The organism is Citrobacter sp. S46_ASV_140, from assembly GCF_018919545.1.
Lineage (GTDB): Bacteria > Pseudomonadota > Gammaproteobacteria > Enterobacterales > Enterobacteriaceae > Citrobacter > Citrobacter braakii.
This window is the reverse complement of sequence record NZ_JAHLRC010000001.1, coordinates 119,669-137,836: the sequence shown is the minus strand read 5'-3', so window position 1 is coordinate 137,836 and position 18,168 is coordinate 119,669. Positions and strand designations below refer to the sequence as shown.

General features: G+C 54.0%; 15 protein-coding genes. 8 read left to right on the top strand and 7 right to left on the bottom strand.

What is annotated here, in order from left to right; genetic code table 11:
• The first annotated feature begins 67 nt into the window (after positions 1-67).
• The 3 genes from KQJ19_RS00730 (at position 68) to KQJ19_RS00720 (ending at position 3,875) form a co-directional block, all read left to right on the top strand.
• Positions 68-1,669, top strand: coding sequence for a BCCT family transporter (locus KQJ19_RS00730; RefSeq protein WP_216403225.1), 1,602 nt, complete (start codon positions 68-70; stop codon positions 1,667-1,669).
• Between the two features lie 45 nt (positions 1,670-1,714).
• Positions 1,715-2,839 carry a carnitine monooxygenase, oxygenase subunit YeaW gene (yeaW, locus tag KQJ19_RS00725; RefSeq protein ID WP_003833746.1) on the top strand — a complete coding sequence of 375 codons (1,125 nt, stop codon included), beginning with the start codon at positions 1,715-1,717 and terminating at the stop codon, positions 2,837-2,839.
• Positions 2,840-2,909: 70 nt separating this feature from the next.
• Positions 2,910-3,875 carry a PDR/VanB family oxidoreductase gene (locus KQJ19_RS00720; protein WP_075848666.1) on the top strand — a complete coding sequence of 322 codons (966 nt, stop codon included), beginning with the start codon at positions 2,910-2,912 and terminating at the stop codon, positions 3,873-3,875.
• 49 nt (positions 3,876-3,924) lie between these two features.
• Here KQJ19_RS00720 and rnd read toward each other — a convergent pair whose 3' ends face one another.
• The 5 genes from rnd to KQJ19_RS00695 all read right to left on the bottom strand — a co-directional run bounded on the left by rnd (position 3,925) and on the right by KQJ19_RS00695 (position 10,358).
• Positions 3,925-5,040: a ribonuclease D gene (gene rnd, locus KQJ19_RS00715; RefSeq protein WP_016156789.1), complete on the bottom strand. Its 1,116-nt coding sequence runs from the start codon at positions 5,038-5,040 to the stop codon at positions 3,925-3,927.
• 84 nt (positions 5,041-5,124) lie between these two features.
• Positions 5,125-6,810, bottom strand: coding sequence for a long-chain-fatty-acid--CoA ligase FadD (fadD, locus tag KQJ19_RS00710; protein ID WP_141875278.1), 1,686 nt, complete (start codon positions 6,808-6,810; stop codon positions 5,125-5,127).
• Positions 6,811-7,014: 204 nt separating this feature from the next.
• The gene (locus KQJ19_RS00705) at positions 7,015-7,599 is read right to left on the bottom strand and encodes a Slp family lipoprotein (protein WP_016153384.1); all 585 of its coding nucleotides are present in this window, start codon (positions 7,597-7,599) and stop codon (positions 7,015-7,017) included.
• A 94-nt stretch (positions 7,600-7,693) separates the two neighbouring features.
• A complete protein-coding gene (gene tsaB, locus KQJ19_RS00700) occupies positions 7,694-8,389 on the bottom strand; it encodes a tRNA (adenosine(37)-N6)-threonylcarbamoyltransferase complex dimerization subunit type 1 TsaB (protein WP_200080030.1) in 696 nt (231 codons plus the stop codon).
• A gap of 58 nt (positions 8,390-8,447) precedes the next feature.
• The gene (locus KQJ19_RS00695) at positions 8,448-10,358 is read right to left on the bottom strand and encodes an ATP-dependent DNA helicase (protein ID WP_216403223.1); all 1,911 of its coding nucleotides are present in this window, start codon (positions 10,356-10,358) and stop codon (positions 8,448-8,450) included.
• Between the two features lie 141 nt (positions 10,359-10,499).
• Here KQJ19_RS00695 and KQJ19_RS00690 point away from each other — a divergent pair, with 141 nt between their 5' ends.
• Positions 10,500-10,844 carry a RidA family protein gene (locus KQJ19_RS00690; protein ID WP_016153387.1) on the top strand — a complete coding sequence of 115 codons (345 nt, stop codon included), beginning with the start codon at positions 10,500-10,502 and terminating at the stop codon, positions 10,842-10,844.
• Positions 10,845-10,850: 6 nt separating this feature from the next.
• Here the strand turns inward: KQJ19_RS00690 and KQJ19_RS00685 are convergent, their stop codons facing one another.
• Positions 10,851-11,030 (bottom strand): YoaH family protein, encoded by a 180-nt coding sequence (locus KQJ19_RS00685; RefSeq protein ID WP_016153388.1) that lies wholly within the window; start codon positions 11,028-11,030, stop codon positions 10,851-10,853.
• Between the two features lie 80 nt (positions 11,031-11,110).
• Between KQJ19_RS00685 and pabB the strand changes: the two genes are divergently transcribed.
• The 4 genes from pabB (at position 11,111) to KQJ19_RS00665 (ending at position 16,337) form a co-directional block, all read left to right on the top strand.
• Positions 11,111-12,475: an aminodeoxychorismate synthase component 1 gene (gene pabB / locus KQJ19_RS00680; protein WP_216403257.1), complete on the top strand. Its 1,365-nt coding sequence runs from the start codon at positions 11,111-11,113 to the stop codon at positions 12,473-12,475.
• A gap of 3 nt (positions 12,476-12,478) precedes the next feature.
• Complete coding sequence (locus KQJ19_RS00675; protein ID WP_103766411.1) at positions 12,479-13,057, top strand: CoA pyrophosphatase; 579 nt, start codon at positions 12,479-12,481, stop codon at positions 13,055-13,057.
• 183 nt (positions 13,058-13,240) lie between these two features.
• A complete protein-coding gene (sdaA, locus tag KQJ19_RS00670) occupies positions 13,241-14,605 on the top strand; it encodes an L-serine ammonia-lyase (RefSeq protein WP_016153391.1) in 1,365 nt (454 codons plus the stop codon).
• A 130-nt stretch (positions 14,606-14,735) separates the two neighbouring features.
• Entirely contained in the window at positions 14,736-16,337 is a 1,602-nt protein-coding gene (locus KQJ19_RS00665; RefSeq protein ID WP_200052080.1) for an EAL domain-containing protein, read from the top strand.
• A gap of 6 nt (positions 16,338-16,343) precedes the next feature.
• Here KQJ19_RS00665 and yoaE read toward each other — a convergent pair whose 3' ends face one another.
• Complete coding sequence (gene yoaE / locus KQJ19_RS00660) at positions 16,344-17,903, bottom strand: CNNM family cation transport protein YoaE (RefSeq protein WP_016153393.1); 1,560 nt, start codon at positions 17,901-17,903, stop codon at positions 16,344-16,346.
• Positions 17,904-18,168 lie beyond the last annotated feature (265 nt).

Here is an 18,168-nt window from a genome sequence, read left to right as displayed (position 1 = left end):
TACCCCTACAGCATGATAACAACGACAGGCTAATGCCATACGCGGGCAACTGTGCCCAGGAGATCCCATGTTGAGCAACGTCAAGAAAAAAGACATGCCGCTGATAGCCATCAGCCTGGTGGCTATTCTTTTCATCGCCGCCACACTTAGTCTCTTCCCTCAGCAGTCTGCACAAGTCGCAAATACCCTTTTTAACGGCGTTACCCGGATGCTGGGTTCCACCGTGCAGATCCTCGTTCTGATGGCTATGGGTCTGGTCGTCTGGCTGGCTACCAGCAAATACGGCAACATCCGTCTGGGAGAAGGTAAAGCGGAATACAGCACGCTCTCCTGGCTGTTTATGTTTATATGCGCTGGATTAGGCTCCTCCACGCTCTACTGGGGCGTTGCTGAGTGGGCCTATTATTACCAGACCCCGGGTCTGAATATCGCGCCGCACTCGCAAAAAGCGCTGGAATACAGCCTGCCCTATTCCTTTTTCCATTGGGGGATCAGCGCATGGGCGACCTATACATTGGCCTCATTAACCATGGCATACCACTTCCATGTGCGTAAAAACAAAGGACTGAGCCTGTCCGGGATTATCGCCGCCATTACCGGCGTGCATCCACAGGGCGTCTGGGGTCGCCTGGTTGACCTGATGTTCCTGATCGCGACAGTTGGCGCGTTAACTATCTCTCTGGTCGTCACCGCTGCCACCTTTACCCGCGGTTTGTCTGCCCTGACGGGGTTACCGGATAACTTCACGGTGCAGGCGTTTGTAATCCTGTTCTCTGGCGGCATTTTCTGCCTGAGCTCCTGGATTGGCATCAATAACGGTTTGCAACGCCTGAGCAAAATGGTCGGCTGGGGGGCGTTTTTACTGCCGCTGCTGGTGCTGATCGTCGGCCCGACCGAGTTCATCACCAACAACATCATCAACGCCATCGGCCTGACGACACAAAATTTTTTGCAAATGAGCCTCTTCACCGACCCGCTTGGCAACGGTGAGTTCACCCGTAACTGGACGGTGTTCTACTGGCTGTGGTGGATCTCCTACACGCCGGGCGTGGCAATGTTTGTCACTCGCGTATCCCGTGGTCGCAAAATCAAAGAGGTTATCTGGGCATTAATCCTCGGTAGCACTGTTGGTTGCTGGTTCTTCTTTGGCGTGATGGAAAGCTACTCCATTCACCAGTTTGTGAACGGCGTGATCGACGTACCGCAGGTTATGGCGACGCTGGGCGGTGAGACGGCCGTACAGCAAGTGTTGATGTCGTTGCCTGCCGGGAAACTGTTTCTGGTGGCGTATCTGGCGATCATGATTATATTCCTCGCCTCACACATGGATGCTGTGGCCTACACCATGGCGGCCACCAGCACGCGCAACCTGCAGGAAGGGGAAGATCCGCAGCGCAGTCTTCGTCTGTTCTGGTGCGTGGTTATCACCCTGATCCCATTATCGATTTTGTTCACCGGCGCGTCTCTGGAAACCATGAAGACCACGGTGGTTCTGACCGCTCTTCCATTCCTCGCCATCCTGTTGGTGAAGGTTGGCGGTTTTCTGCGCTGGGTACGGCAGGACTATGCCCACGTTCCTGCGCATCAAATTGAAAGTCATATTCCCGAAGCGCCAGTTGACGTCCCGGTCGCGCCACCGGCCGGGACACTACTCAAAGGCGACAATTAAGCGCCAGCACAAAAATCCTCTTACTCACAAATTAAAGGTATTCCAATGAGCAATCTGAGCCCTGAGTTTATTCTGCCGCAAAATTTCTGTGCCAACCCGCAGGATGCCTGGACTATCCCGGCCCGGTTTTATACCGACCATCAGGCTTTCGAACACGAACAAGAAAAGGTGTTCGCTAAAAGCTGGATTTGCGTCGCCCACAGTAGCGAACTGGCGAAACCCAATGATTATGTTACCCGAGAAGTGATTGGCGAGAATATCGTGCTGGTACGTGGGCGCGATAACGTGCTGCGGGCATTCTACAACGTCTGCCCGCATCGCGGTCATCAGCTGTTGAGCGGCGAGGGGAAAGCGAAAAATGTGATTACCTGCCCTTACCACGCATGGGCGTTCAAACTTGACGGCAATCTGGCGCATGCGCGTAACTGCGAAAACGTCGCCAACTTCGACAGCGAAAAAGCGCACCTTACACCGGTACGCCTGGAAGAATATGCCGGATTCGTGTTTATAAACATGGATCCGAACGCGGGCAGCGTGGAAGAACAACTCCCTGGTCTTGCAGACAAAGTTATCGAAGCCTGCCCAGACGTGCATGACCTGAAACTTGCTGCGCGCTTTACGACTCGTACCCCAGCCAACTGGAAGAATATCGTCGATAACTATCTGGAGTGCTACCACTGCGGTCCGGCCCATCCAGGTTTTTCCGACTCGGTCCAGGTTGACCGTTACTGGCATACCATGCACGGCAACTGGACGCTGCAATACGGTTTCGCCAAACCTTCAGAGCAGTCATTTAAGTTCGAAGAAGGAGTTGATGCCGCTTTCCACGGTTTCTGGCTGTGGCCGTGCACCATGCTCAACGTGACGCCAATCAAAGGCATGATGACCGTTATCTACGAATTCCCGGTAGATGCGGAAACCACGCTGCAAAACTATGACATCTATTTCACCAACGAAGAGCTGACCGAAGAGCAGAAACAACTGATCGAATGGTATCGCAACGTCTTTCGTCCTGAAGATTTACGTCTGGTTGAAAGCGTACAAAAAGGGCTGAAATCGCGCGGGTATCGCGGCCAGGGACGCATTATGGCGGACACCAGCGGCAGCGGCATCTCCGAGCATGGCATTGCCCATTTCCATAATCTGGTCGCCCAGGTTTTTCAGGAATAACCCGGGGCTGTTACGACAGGTTCCGGCGCGTCGCTGAGGCGCGTCGGACAGATTTTTTAGGGAGGCCGCAATGTCTGATTATCAAATGCAAGAAGTCCGGGTCAGCCGGATTGAGACGATTACCGCGCAGGTAAAATGCTTCACCTTAACGGCGACCTCAGGCCAGCCGTTGCCTGCGTTTCAGGGTGGCAGCCATATTATCGTGCAGATGCGCGATGGCGAGAACCTGTACAGCAATGCGTACTCGCTGATGAGTTCACCACGCGATACGCGCGCCTATAAAATCGCCGTACGCCTGGAGGAGGCGTCCAAAGGCGGCTCACGATATCTGCATCAAAACGTGAAGCCCGGCGACACGCTCACGATCTCCACACCAAACAATCTCTTCGCCCTCGCTCCTCAGGCACAAAAACATCTGTTGATTGCCGGAGGTATCGGCATCACACCGTTTTTATCGCAACTCCCGGAGCTGGAACAATCTCAGACGCAATGGCAACTGCACTATTGCTCTCCCAGCCAGGAGACCTGCGCGTTTCATGACGAACTCATGCAACACCCCAGCGCCGATCGCATTCATCTGCACCTGTCGAACGCAGGCACCCGCCTCGATTTAGCCCGTCTGCTGGCAGATGTTGAACCCGGCACGCATATCTACACCTGTGGCCCTGCGGTGCTCAACGATGCTGTCAGAGAAGCGGCTTCCCGCCTTGGGCTGGACAGCAATACGCTACATTTCGAACAATTTGCCGTGGAAGAGAAAGGCGGCGACGCCTTCACTCTGGTGCTGGCGCGTTCCGGGCGCGAGTTTGTGGTCCCGGAAGAGATGACCATTTTGCAGGTTATCGAAAATAACAAAGCCGCCCGGGTTGAGTGCCTGTGCCGGGAAGGTGTTTGCGGCACCTGCGAAACGACGATTCTGGAAGGGGAAGCGGATCACCGCGATCAGTATTTCAGCGACGACGAAAAAGCCAGCCAGCAAAGCATGCTCATCTGCTGCTCGCGCGCCAAAGGTAAGCGCCTGGTGCTCGATCTGTAGCGTTGCGCAGGCCGGGTCAGCAAACGCGCGACCCGGCGAGCCTGGTGACTTACTGCGGGTATTCCTGCAGCAGCGCGTTGAGGCGATCGGACATCAATTCGCCACGCCAGCCGGAAACCAGCTCTGGCAGGGATTGCTGCGGCTTTAATTTCCAGTGCCAGTTGAGCAACTGGTTGATCTGGCGACGCGAAGCAAGAAGTTCGACGCTGAGATTATGTTCCGCACTCACCTCGGCAACCAGCGCTTTGATGGCTTTGAACGCCTTGCGATACCCTGGCATATCCATCAAATTCAGCAGCGGCTGCGGTAGCGACTCTTCCGGTAAAGCCTGGGCCTTTTCCACCAGGGCGATCAGCGTTTTACCGTGGAAACGAATTTCGCTCCCGGAAAGACCCAGGCTATCCAGTTCACCCAGGCTGCCCGGCATATAACGCGCCACCGCCCACAGGTGCTCTTCACGCACCACGAAGTTTACCGCCAGATCGCGCTCGCGTGCTTTACGCAGTCGCCAGTCGGCAAGCAGTTGCAGGCAGGCTAGCTGACGGGTGCGCAGTTGCCATGCGTTGGTGATGTCACGCCAGGCGTCTTCCGGCGCCAGAATCTCCTGGCGACGCTGCTGCATTAAGCGGCATTCGTCCAGCGCGGCTGGCAGCCAGCCGCTGGCTTCGGTTTCAGCCATCAGTTTTGTGGTGATCGGTAACAGATACCAGACGTCAGCCGCCGCGTATTCGCACTGACGCTCGGTCAGCGGTCTGGCCAGCCAGTCGGTACGCGATTCACTTTTGTCGAGCGCCACCCCCGTAAACTCTTCCACCATCGAGGCGAAGCCCCACGACAGCGGACGACCGCAAAACGCGGCCAGGATTTGTGTGTCAATTAACGGCTGCGGAAGTTCGCCAAAAGCGTTGAGAAACACTTCCAGGTCTTCACTTCCCGCATGCAGGAATTTGGTGATGGCGGTATCACGCAGAATATCGCGCAGGGGCGACCAGTCGGTGATCCCTAGTGGATCAATCAGAGCAACGTGTTTGCCATCAAAGAGTTGGATCAGCCCCAACTGCGGATAATAGGTACGTGTGCGAACAAATTCGGTATCCAGGGCTATCGCCGGAAATTCACGGACGGCTTCGCACAGCGTGGCTAACGCGTCGTCCGTGGTGATCATTTGATAATTCAAATCGTGCTCTCTTAGGTTTGCGCCAAAAAAAACGCCGGTTTACCCGGCGTTTTCTGCTGGCTGACTTAACGCTCAGCCTTTATTGTCCACTTTGGCGCGCGCTTCGTCACGTAATTCTCGTCGCAAAATTTTACCGACGTTAGATTTCGGCAACTCGTCGCGAAACTCCACCAGCTTCGGTACTTTATAGCCCGTCAGGTGACGACGGCAGAAAGTGATAAGCACCTCATCAGTTAACGAGGCATCTTTCTTCACCACGAAAATTTTCACCGCTTCACCGCTGCTGCCCGACGGAACGCCGACCGCAGCCACTTCCTGTACGCCAGGATGTTGCATAACCACGTCTTCAATTTCATTTGGATAGACGTTGAAGCCGGACACCAGGATCATATCTTTCTTACGATCGACAATACGCAGGAAGCCTTCATCATCCATCACCGCAATATCGCCGGTGTGCAGCCAGCCGTCTTTAACGATTTCGTCGGTGGCGTCTGGTCGCTGCCAGTAGCCCAGCATCACTTGCGGACCTTTCACGCACAGTTCGCCCGGTTCTCCCGGCGGCACTTCGTTATCGTCGTCATCCACCAGTTTGACCTCGGTGGAAGGAACCGGTAACCCGATACTGCCGCTGTGGTAGTCGATATCATGAGGGTTGACGCTCACCAGAGGGGCACACTCCGTCAGGCCATAGCCTTCCAGCAGATACTGACCGGTCAGCTTTACCCAACGTTCAGCTACCGCCTGTTGAACCGGCATCCCGCCGCCAGCCGAAAGGTGCAGTGACGAGAAGTCCAGTTGTTGGAACTCTTTGTTATTCAGCAGCGCGTTAAACAGCGTGTTGACGCCGGTCATGGCGGTGAACGGATACTTCGCCAGCTCTTTTACCAGTCCCGGAATATCACGCGGGTTGGTAATCAGCAGGTTTTGACCGCCCAGCTCAATAAACAGCAGGCAGTTCATCGTCAGTGCAAAAATGTGATACAGCGGTAGGGCCGTCACCACCAGTTCTTTACCCGGATGCAGCAACGGGCCATAAGTGGCGTTAACCTGCTCAAGGTTAGCCAGCATGTTACGGTGCGTAAGCATCGCGCCCTTCGCCACACCGGTAGTCCCCCCGGTATATTGCAGGAACGCCAGATCTTCCGACACTACTTCGGGTTTCACATACTGCATGCGATAACCGTTTTGCAGCGCGCTACGAAAAGAGATGGCATCCGGCAGGTGATATTTCGGTACCAGACGCTTGATATACTTGACGACAAAGTTAACCAAGGTCCCTTTGGCGGTCGACAGCTGATCGCCCATACGCGTCAGGATCACGTGTTGCACCGACGTTTTGTCGACGACTTTTTCCAGCGTGTGGGCAAAGTTAGACACGATGACAATCGCCGACGCGCCGCTGTCGTTGAGCTGATGTTCCAGCTCGCGAGGCGTGTACAGCGGGTTCACGTTCACGACGATCATGCCGGCACGTAAAATCCCAAACAGTGCGACCGGATATTGCAGCAGGTTCGGCATCATCAATGCGACGCGATCGCCCTTCTTCAGCCCGAGTCCCTGTTGCAAATAGGCCGCAAATGCCCGGCTACGCTCTTCAAGCTTGCGGAAGGTCATCACCTCCCCCATGTTTACAAACGCGGGCTGATCGGCATACCGTCTTACTGAGTGTTCAAAGAGTTCCACCAGGGATTGATAACGGTCAGGATTGATCTCCGCAGGAACACCAGCGGGATAACGGTTAAGCCAAACCTTTTTCAATACATCACCTCTAAAATGCGTATTCGTCGTCATCACAACCCCAGGCAATAAACAAACTGTTAACATAATATTAACTCAGCGTACCAGTTTGTTTATTACACAACGACAAGGTTGCGAAGCACGTCACTATTTATTTTTCTTATATCCACGTTAATGCAGAAACAGCGGACGAGCCGCTGTTTCTTTTACTCATAAAACAAAGAGTTACTCAGTTACTATGGTCTGAACCTGTGCCGGGCCGGGATTGTACCATCCCCATCCGCCGTAGCCACCGTAAGGCCAGCCACGCGCACCGTAGAACCAGGGGTCGATCGGCTGAGGCGGCATAACAATTTGCTGAGTAATATGCCAGCGTTTATAGCCAGTTACCTGCATCAGCATGAATTTATACGGTGTATTACCGATTTTTCCATCCACAGTACCGCTAATCGGACCGACGACGGTAACCAGTTGACCGCGGAAGTCCACCGGGTCGAGGAAACCATTTACATCAGCATAAATTCGCCCGCGGGAGGCTTCGCCCAGCACCGGTCGCGCCCCGCTATCAAGAGGAACAGTGGCAATTTCCAGACGGGATTTCCCCTGCTGGTTCTGAATATCCACCACTTTACCGCCGAAACGCGCTTCCTGTCCGACATACAGCTGCGGGGCATTCATCACCCGCACCAGATCCTGCTGCGGCGTAGGGCTCGAACCTTTAATCGCGTCCGGGATGGTGACACAACCGCTAAGCATTAACGCGAATGCGCCCGCCAACACACCTTTCAATAACTGCTTTTGCACCGCCATATTGCGACTCCCTTTTCTTAGCTTCTGCCCCGACCAATTCACCATGCTGCGCACTGACGGCTGTGCGAATTGACCAGGGATGTACTACTAAGATTCATTCTTTACCGGGAAGTTTCTTCCATGCCACGGTGTTACGTAAATAAACCGGTTCCGCATGTTCAACCGCCACGGTCTTACCGGCAGCCAGCATTTGCGTGGCAACAGGCAGCATATCTTCAGCCGCCGGGAGCAAAACGTCGCCATCGCTCAGCGTCAGACCGCTGTCTTTACCGAGCTCAGGCCAGGCAGGCCAGCCTGTTCCGACCGTTACCCACTCGCCAGACAGTTGCAGTAAACGCGCATGCACCTGCTCGGGGGTTAGCACCGCTTCGGTTTCTTCACCGTGCCAGTTGCCGTTCTCATCACGCAGGTATTCGGCCCAATAGACTTCGCCCATTCGCGCGTCGATCGCGGCCAGTACGCGGGTCGCGCCCGACTTACGCCAGGCTCCCTGCGCCATTGTTGCCAGGGTGGAAACGCCGATCATCGGTAAATTCGCGCCTAACGCCAGCCCCTGAGCAATGCCAATCCCAATACGTACACCGGTGAAACTGCCAGGACCGCGACCAAACGCCAGAGCGTCGATATCGGTTAACGTGAGACCGCCAACGGCCAGGATTTCCTCGACCATTGGTAAAATTCGTTGGGTGTGTTCTCGTGGGCAAAGCTCGAAATGAGCCTTGGTAGTACCGTCATTCCACAGGGCAACAGAGCACGCCTCTGTGGCGGTATCGATAGCCAGAATTCGCATGGGTGTTTGTGATCAGGTCAATAAATTTGGCGCGCATCTTACCACACTCCGTAACAAATTACTCAGTCGTTGGTATGGCAAGAAAACGAACAGCGCGAGCAATATCACGCGTCCGCGGCGCAGGCGGAAGGCTTGCCAGGAAAGTGGCACCATAAGGTCGCATCACCAGACGGTTGTCGCAAATCACCAGCACCCCGCGGTCGTCGGCGTCACGAATCAGACGCCCCACGCCCTGTTTCAGGGTGATTACCGCATCCGGCAACTGAACGTCTTCAAACGGATCGCCGCCGCGCAAACGGCAGTCCTCCATCCGCGCTTTTAACAGCGGATCGTCCGGCGAGGTGAACGGCAGTTTATCAATAATCACCAGCGACAACGTATCGCCACGCACGTCCACCCCTTCCCAGAAGCTGCTGGTGGCAACCAGTAACGCATTACCTGCGCTGACAAACTGCTGTAACAGTTGCCCTTTACTGGTTTCGCCCTGCAGCAGCACGGGAAGGGTCATGGTGGCGCGGAATTGTTCAGCCAGATCGCGCATCATCGCGTGCGAGGTACACAGCATAAAGCAGCGCCCGTTGTTCGCTTCGATAATGGGACGCAGCATGGATGCCAGCTGACGCGCCGCTCCCGGTTGGTTGGTTTGCGGGAGATTACGCGGCACGCACAGCAGCGCCTGGCGGGTGAAATCAAATGGACTTGGCAGCAGCATCGACTCGGCATCTTCAATACCCAGCCGCGCGGTGAAATGATGAAGGTCATCGTTTACCGACAGCGTCGCGGAGGTAAAAATCCAGCAGCCCGGCTTCTGGTCCATCACTTCTTTGAATTTATCCGCCACCGTGAGCGGCGTCAGCGCAAGGGTGAAATGGCGCGAGGTGCATTCATACCAGTAGCTGAAACCTGGCTGGTTGATCTCTTTCAGGCGCTTCAGACGAGTACGGTAAAGCGTGGCACGTTCAAACGCGGCATCCAGCAAGGCGGAACGTCCGAGAGACAGTTTCGCCACGTCGTAACACAGCTCCAGCGTGTCATCGAGCAACAAAAACGCGCGCTGTACGCGCGGGTCGGCCAGCAGTTCCCGCAAGTTTCCTCGATAGCCCGGCTCGCCCAATTGCAGGCGGAAGTCCTGCGCGCTTTGCGCCAGCCGGTCGGCGCATTTTTGAAGCTGCTGAGTGTCTTTCAGCTCGGTGCGATAGGCAATGGTGATGTCTTTCGCCAGATCCAGCAGTTGGCGACTGGAGAGCGATTGACCAAAATACTGGCTGGCGATATCCGGTAACTGATGCGCTTCATCGAAGATCATCACTTCAGCTTCCGGGATCAGCTCGCCAAACCCACTCTCTTTTACCACCATATCAGCGAGAAACAGATGGTGGTTTACCACGACGACATCTGCATCCATCGCCTTCTTGCGCGCTTTAACGACAAAGCACTCTTTGTACAGCGGGCAGTCGCTCCCAAGGCAATTATCGTTTGTGCTCGTCACCAGCGGCCAGGCCTGAGAGTCTTCCGCCACGCTGACGCAGGTGCTGATGTCTCCATCAAGGGTTTGATTTGACCAGGAGCGCAGCAGAATGACGTCACTTAAAGTCTGTACCGGCAGGTCACCGCCCGCCAGCGCCTGTTGTTCGAGACGCTCAAGACACAGATAGTTTGAACGCCCTTTCAGTAGCGCCAGTTTACCCGTGAATTCCAGAGCCTTCGCTACTGTGGGTAAATCGCGGCTGTATAGCTGATCCTGCAACGCCTTCGAGCCCGTGGAGACGATCACTTTCTTTCCGGCACGCAGCGCTGGGGCAAGATAAGCGTAGGTTTTACCCGTTCCTGTTCCGGCTTCGACAACAAGCGGCTGTGATTTTTCGATAGCATGACTGACGGCGAAGGCCATCTGCCGCTGTGGTTCACGCGGTTTAAAACCGGGTATCGCTTTAGCCAACTGACCGTCTGCTGCAAAATCGTCCGTCACACTGCCCCCTGTTCATTTGAACAGGGATTATGTCAGGCCAGCGGCTCTTTCGCCAGTTGAAGAGGTGACGTGGACACAACATTATGGCAGTCTTGGCGCAACCCGAAGCCATTATGAAAAAACGTAAATGAGGAATGATTTATGACGATTGTGCGCATTGATGCCGAAGCGCGTTGGTCCGACGTGGTTATCCACAACAACACGTTGTATTACACCGGCGTACCGGAAAATCTGGATGCCGACGCCTTTGAGCAAACGGCAAATACGCTGGCGCAAATTGATGCGGTGCTGGAAAAACAGGGCAGCAGCAAGTCACGTATTCTTGATGCCACCCTGTTCCTGGCGGACAAAAATGATTTTGCCGCCATGAACAAAGCCTGGGACGCATGGGTTGTTGCTGGTCACGCGCCGGTACGTTGTACCGTTCAGGCCGGGTTAATGAATCCGAAATACAAAGTTGAAATTAAGATTATCGCTGCGGTATAAGCGGCGTTATTCGTCTTCATCTTCAAAACGCGCCACGATCCGCTCGCCGGTATGGCTGGCGCGTAATTCAGCAGCCACTTTCGTAATCGCCTCGCCACTGCTCATCCCCTGGGATATCAGTTCATGAATGCGTTCAACCGCCTGTTGCTGCTGATCGTGCGTGAGTGAAGGTAAACCTGCAATCATGGTGAACTCCTGCTAAATTATTAGCGCTAATTATTTCATGCTACCCGGCACATAGCCAGTGAAGTAGCAACGAGTCAGGACTGATGAAGACGTTATCTCCCGCTGTAATCACACTCCCCTGGCGTCTGGACGCCGCTGAGCACTATTTTGCCACATTAAGCCACCAGCCCTGGGCAATGCTTTTGCATTCAGGCCACGCCGACCATCCGCATAATCGCTTTGATATTCTGGTCGCCGACCCCATTACCACGCTGGTCACACATGCAGAAGAGACCGTTGTGCATGACCATCACGGCACTATGCAAACGGTTGATGATCCTATGACGGTTTTACGTTCGGCGCTGACATCGCTGACTATTCAGCCCGATTATAATCCCGATTTTCCCTTCCAGGGAGGCGCATTGGGTCTGTTCGGTTATGACTTAGGCCGTCGTTTTGAATCTCTGCCAACGGAAGCCGAACAGGATATCACGCTACCGGACATGGCGGTTGGCATTTACGATTGGGCGCTGATTGTCGATCATCAGTTGCAAAGGGTGTCGCTACTTAGCCACTCCGATGTACAGGCACGACGCCGTTGGCTGGAAAATCAACAGATACCCGTGCGCGAACCGTTTTCGTTAACATCCTCGTGGCAGTCCAACATGACCCGCGCGCAGTATGGTGAAAAGTTCCGTCGGGTGCAGCGTTATCTGCACAGCGGCGATTGCTATCAGGTCAATCTTGCCCAGCGTTTTCAGGCGCATTATCAAGGAGATGAGTGGTTGGCGTTTGTACGTCTCAACCATGCGAACCGCGCCCCGTTCAGTGCGTTTATACGTCTTGAGGAAGGGGCGATTCTCAGCCTTTCACCTGAACGTTTTATTCTGCTGGAAAACCAGCACATCCAGACGCGTCCGATTAAAGGCACGCTGCCCAGACTTGAAGATGCCGATGCCGATCGTCAGCAGGCTCAATTACTGGCGAACTCCCCAAAGGATCAGGCGGAAAACCTGATGATCGTCGATTTAATGCGTAATGATATTGGCCGCGTTGCCGAACCCGGTTCGGTACAGGTTCCGGAACTGTTTGTTGTCGAACCGTTCCCTGCCGTTCATCATTTGGTCAGCACCATTACCGCGCGTCTGCCAGAGTCATTGCACGCCACTGACCTGCTGCGTGCCGCCTTCCCCGGCGGCTCTATTACCGGTGCGCCAAAAGTGCGGGCAATGGAAATTATTGACGAACTGGAACCGCAAAGACGCAACGCCTGGTGCGGTTCCATTGGCTATCTGAGCTTTTGCGGCAATATGGATACCAGCATCACCATTCGCACGCTGACAGCCACCAACGGACGCATTTATTGTTCCGCTGGCGGTGGCATTGTGGCGGACAGCCAGGAAGATGCGGAGTATCAGGAAACGTTTGATAAAGTGAATCGTATTTTGCACCAACTGGAGAACTGACACGTGGAATACAGCAGCCTGACGCTTGATGTTTTTTTATCGCGCTTTCAACTCCTGCGCCCGCAGGTTAATCATACTGCGTTAAACCAGCGTCAGGCCGCCGTACTGATCCCCGTCGTGCGTCGTGCACAGCCGGGGTTGCTGTTAACTCAGCGATCCGTTCATCTGCGCAAGCATGCCGGACAGGTCGCCTTTCCCGGCGGCGCGGTGGATAGCAGCGATGCCTCGTTAATAGCCGCCGCCCTTCGCGAAGCGCAGGAAGAAGTGGCGATCCCACCATCCTGCGTTGAGGTGATTGGCGTTCTGCCGCCGGTCGACAGTGTGACCGGTTTCCAGGTCACGCCGGTGGTAGGCATTATCCCGCCAAATTTGCCGTATCGCGCAAGTGTTGATGAAGTTTCCGCCGTGTTTGAAATGCCGCTGGCACAAGCCCTGCATTTAGGTCGTTATCATCCGCTGGATATCTACCGTCGCGGCGATTCACATCGTGTATGGCTTTCCTGGTATGAGCAATATTTCGTCTGGGGAATGACCGCCGGAATAATTCGTGAGCTGGCGCTGCAAATTGGCGTCAAGCCCTGACTATACTTATCTTTACGCACACCATAGACAACTTGAAACTCAGGTCACAACATTAGTAAAACCGCGGTTATCTATTAGTTTAATTCATGTGAATAGTTAAGCCGATCGCCGCGTTCCCTCTTACACTATGCGCAGTTATAACATCGTTACTGGAAACCCCAGTCGCCCTGTAGGAGTATTATCGTGATTAGTCTATTCGACATGTTTAAGGTGGGGATTGGTCCCTCATCTTCCCATACCGTAGGGCCTATGAAGGCGGGTAAACAGTTCGTCGATGACCTGGTCGAAAAAGGATTACTGGACAGCGTTACTCGTGTCGCCGTCGACGTGTATGGTTCACTGTCGCTCACGGGTAAAGGTCACCATACCGATATCGCCATTATTATGGGTCTGGCGGGCAATGAGCCTGCTACCGTGGATATTGACAGCATCCCCGGATTTATCCGCGACGTAGAAACGCGTGGACGCCTGCTGCTTGCGCAGGGCCAGCACGAAGTGGATTTCCCGCAGAATGACGGAATGCGTTTTCACAACGGCAACCTGCCGCTGCATGAAAACGGAATGCAGATCCACGCGTACAGTGGCGAAACCGTCATTTACAGCAAAACCTACTACTCTATCGGCGGTGGATTCATCGTTGATGAAGAACATTTTGGTCAGGATGCCGCGGGCGAGGTCAGTGTGCCTTATCCGTTCAAATCCGCCACCGAAATGCTGGAATACTGCAACAGCACCGGCCTGTCTCTCTCTGGCATGGCGATGCAGAACGAACTTGCTCTGCACAGTAAAAAAGAGATTGAAGAGTACTTTGGTAACGTCTGGCAAACCATGCAGGCTTGTATCGATCGTGGTATGAACACCGAAGGCGTGCTGCCGGGTCCGCTGCGCGTTCCTCGTCGTGCTTCAGCCCTGCGTCGTATGCTGGTTTCCAGCGATAAGCTGTCCAACGATCCGATGAACGTGATCGACTGGGTGAACATGTTCGCGCTGGCCGTTAACGAAGAAAACGCCGCGGGTGGTCGCGTAGTTACTGCGCCAACCAACGGTGCCTGCGGTATCGTGCCTGCGGTACTGGCCTATTACGATCATTTCATCGAGTCCGTAAGCCCGGATATCTATACTCGTTATTTCCTGGCGGCCGGCGCGATTGGCGCGTTGTACAAAATGAACGCGTCTATCTCTGGTGCAGAAGTGGGTTGTCAGGGTGAAGTGGGCGTAGCCTGTTCCATGGCTGCCGCGGGTCTGGCTGAACTGTTAGGCGCGAGCCCTGAGCAGGTGTGTGTTGCTGCTGAAATCGGCATGGAACATAACCTCGGCTTAACCTGCGATCCGGTGGCGGGACAGGTACAGGTTCCGTGCATCGAACGTAATGCCATTGCGTCAGTGAAGGCGATCAACGCTGCGCGTATGGCAATGCGCCGTACCAGCGCTCCGCGCGTCTCGCTGGATAAAGTCATTGAGACCATGTACGAAACAGGTAAAGACATGAACGCCAAGTACCGTGAAACGTCACGCGGTGGCCTGGCAATCAAAGTTCAATGTGACTAATACTTATTTTTCGCCCATCTGCGACGGATGGGCGAATTTGCCCCCTCTCCCTCGTCTGGCGTAATTTTCCCCACTACACTTGCTCTGTTGCTGTTGGCTACTGTGACCAACGGCTTATCGGGCGGCCCGCATGCAAACAGCGCAAAGGATCATCAAGAACTATCGCCGGAATCGCTTAATCGTCTGCACACTATGTGCACTACTGACGCTCATTCTCACATTAACTGTCCGATTTATTTCGGAGCGTAATTTAAATCATCGCAATACCGTTACCTTTGCCAACCACGCCGTTGAAGAGTTGGATGACGTGCTTTTGCCCCTACAGACCGGACGCGATGTACTGCTACCGCTGATTGGGCTTCCCTGCTCAGTCGCGCGTTTACCCCTGAGTAAGCATGCAGCCAGACTGCAAACGGTACGTTCTATCAGCCTGATTCAGAGCGGGGTCCTTTATTGTTCCAGCATTTTTGGCTATCGCAATCTGCCTATTCGCCAACTGGAGCCTGAATTACCCAGTCGGGAGCCGCAATTGCTGCTGTCTACCGACCACTCGTTGATTAAGGGCAGTCCGATTCTGACGCAATGGTATCCAGCATCTGCCGATGGCTCAGATGGCGTGCTGGAAATCGTTAACATTGATTTATTATCGTCCATGTTGCTTGAACCCCAGCCACCGCAAATTACCCATGCCAGCTTAACCGTCGGTAATCGCCATTTGCTATATGGACAAGGTGTTGTCGATACGCTACCTGAACTGAATAATGAAAAACGCTACCAGCTCTCATCGCAACATTTCCCCTTTACTATCAGCGTCACCGGTCCGGGTGCCAGCGAACTGGCTATAAAACATTTGCCAACACAACTGCCGCTGGCGGTGATCCTAAGTTTTTTAGTGGGCTACCTGGCATGGCTGGCGACCGCCAGCAGAATGAGCTTCTCCTGGGAGATAAATCTGGCCCTTGCTGCACGGGAATTCGAGCTGTTTTGCCAGCCGCTACTTAATGCGCAAACCCAGCAATGTATGGGAGTGGAAATCCTTTTACGCTGGAATAACCCGCGCCAGGGTTGGATCTCTCCCGAAGTGTTTATTCCCATCGCAGAGGAGCACAACCTGATTGTGCCGCTTACCCGTCATGTCATCGCAGAAACCATTCAGCAACGGCACGTATTCCCGATGAGCAGCCAGTTTCATATTGGGATTAATGTTGCCGCCAGCCATTTTCGTAACGGTACGCTGCTAAAAGATCTCAACCAGTACTGGTTCAGCCAGCACCCTATTCAGCAGTTGGTTATCGAACTCACCGAGCGCGATGCGTTACTGGATGTGGATTATCGGGTCGTGCGCGAGTTAAATCGGCTTGGCGTAAAGCTGGCAATTGACGATTTCGGCACCGGCAACAGCTCGCTCTCCTGGCTGGAAAAGCTTCGCCCGGATGTGCTGAAGATTGATAAATCATTTACCTCGGCAATCGGGACAGACGCCGTGAACTCAACCGTCACAGACATCATTATCGCTCTGGGGAAAAAACTGAATATCGAACTGGTGGCGGAAGGCGTTGAAACACAGGCGCAGGCACAGCATTTACGCCGACACGGCGTACATTTATTGCAAGGCTTTTTGTACGCAAAACCGATGCCGCTGCGCGATTTTCCCAAATGGCTGGCGGGCAGCACGCCGCCGCCCGCCCGGCATAACGGGCGACACAGTATGCACGTTATGCCGTTTCGCTAACCCCGCTTACTCGTCTTCGTCGTGAGCGGGTTGTTCTTTAACAATGCGAACTAAATCCACACGATAGTCATTGGCTTCGACAATCGTAATGCTCAACGGTGCAACATCGATAACATCACCTACGCGTGGAATATGGCCGTTAGCGGCAATGACTAAACCTGCCACCGTGGCGATGTCTTCATCTTCATTCACTAACGTATCCACGTCCAGCGCCTGTTGCAACGCATGCAGATCGGTACCACCTTTCACCAACCAACCGCCTGCATCAGCAATAATTTCAGGCGTTTCATCGGCATCCGGGAATTCACCGGCAATAGCTTCTAATACGTCCAACGGCGTGACCAGACCCTGGACTACACCAAACTCGTTAGTGACGATAACAAAGCTGCCGCGGGCGCGTCGCAGAACACCTAACAGATTGATAGGATCCAGCGTTTCCGGGACAATAATAGCCGGAGACGCAGAGGCAATGGCCGCCACATCCACACCGTCTTCCAGCGCGACCAGCAGCTCTTTAGCACGCACAATACCGATGATTTCATCCAGTTCGCCACGACACACCGGGAACAGGCTGTGTGGTGACGAGAGCAATTGCTCGCGAATTTCCTCCACGCTCAGGTCTGCATCAACCCAGCTAATTTCGCCACGAGGCGTCATAATGCCGCGTAATGAACGCGACGCCAGAGAAAGGACGCCGTTGATCATATAACGTTCTTCTTCCACAAATGCGCCTTCCGGGACGGGAACCGGCACCGGGTTGTCGGATTCCATCTGCGCGCTGGCCTGACTTTTACCCCCCATCAGACGCAGGATTGCATCGGCAGTGCGCGCACGCAGCGGCAGCGTCGACTGGTGGCGAATAAAGTTCCGACGGGCAATCTGGTTAAACAACTCAATGATGATTGAGAAGCCAATCGCCGCATACAGATAGCCTTTCGGAATATGGAAGCCAAACCCTTCGGCAACCAGGCTCAGACCGATCATTAACAGGAAGCTCAGACACAGCACCACCACCGTCGGATGTTGGTTCACAAATCGTGTTAGCGGCTTAGAAGCCAGCAGCATCACGGCCATAGCAATCACGACCGCCGCCATCATCACCGGCAGATGGTTGACCATACCGACCGCCGTAATAACGGCATCCAGCGAGAACACCGCATCGAGGATGACAATCTGCGTCACAACAACCCAAAAACTCGCATACCCTTTTGCCTGGCCGGTATCATGTTCACGGTTTTCCAGCCGCTCATGCAGCTCTGTCGTGGCCTTGAACAAGAGGAAAATCCCCCCCAGCAGCATGATCAGATCGCGCCCCGAGAACGAGTAGTCCATTACCGTAAATAGCGGCTTAGTTAGCGTCACCATCCACGAAATCACGGACAACAAGCCCAGGCGCATAACCAGTGCCAGTGACAAACCGATTAAACGCGCTTTATCTCGCTGTTTTGGCGGCAGCTTATCAGCCAGGATCGCAATGAAGACCAGGTTATCAATACCCAGAACAATTTCGAGAACGACAAGCGTGAGCAAACCCACCCAAATCTGCGGGTCCATTAATAATTCCATGACAAGCTCCTGCTTAAGGAATGACCAAACTGCGCGCTGAGGATCTCAGGCGTTGAAGCGATATGCAGAGAAAATTTGTGGCAAAAAGTGCCAATCTGACAGGCTTGATACGGCCTGATAGTGAAATGACGTCGGTGACGATCCATATGGTGAGCTACTGCCCTATACTCCTGAGTAATTAAACCGATGCTAAACATAACAGAGACAACCGTTTTTTAGCAAAGATTTACCTTCCTTTGCAATAAGTTGTTTCGGAGATATTTTA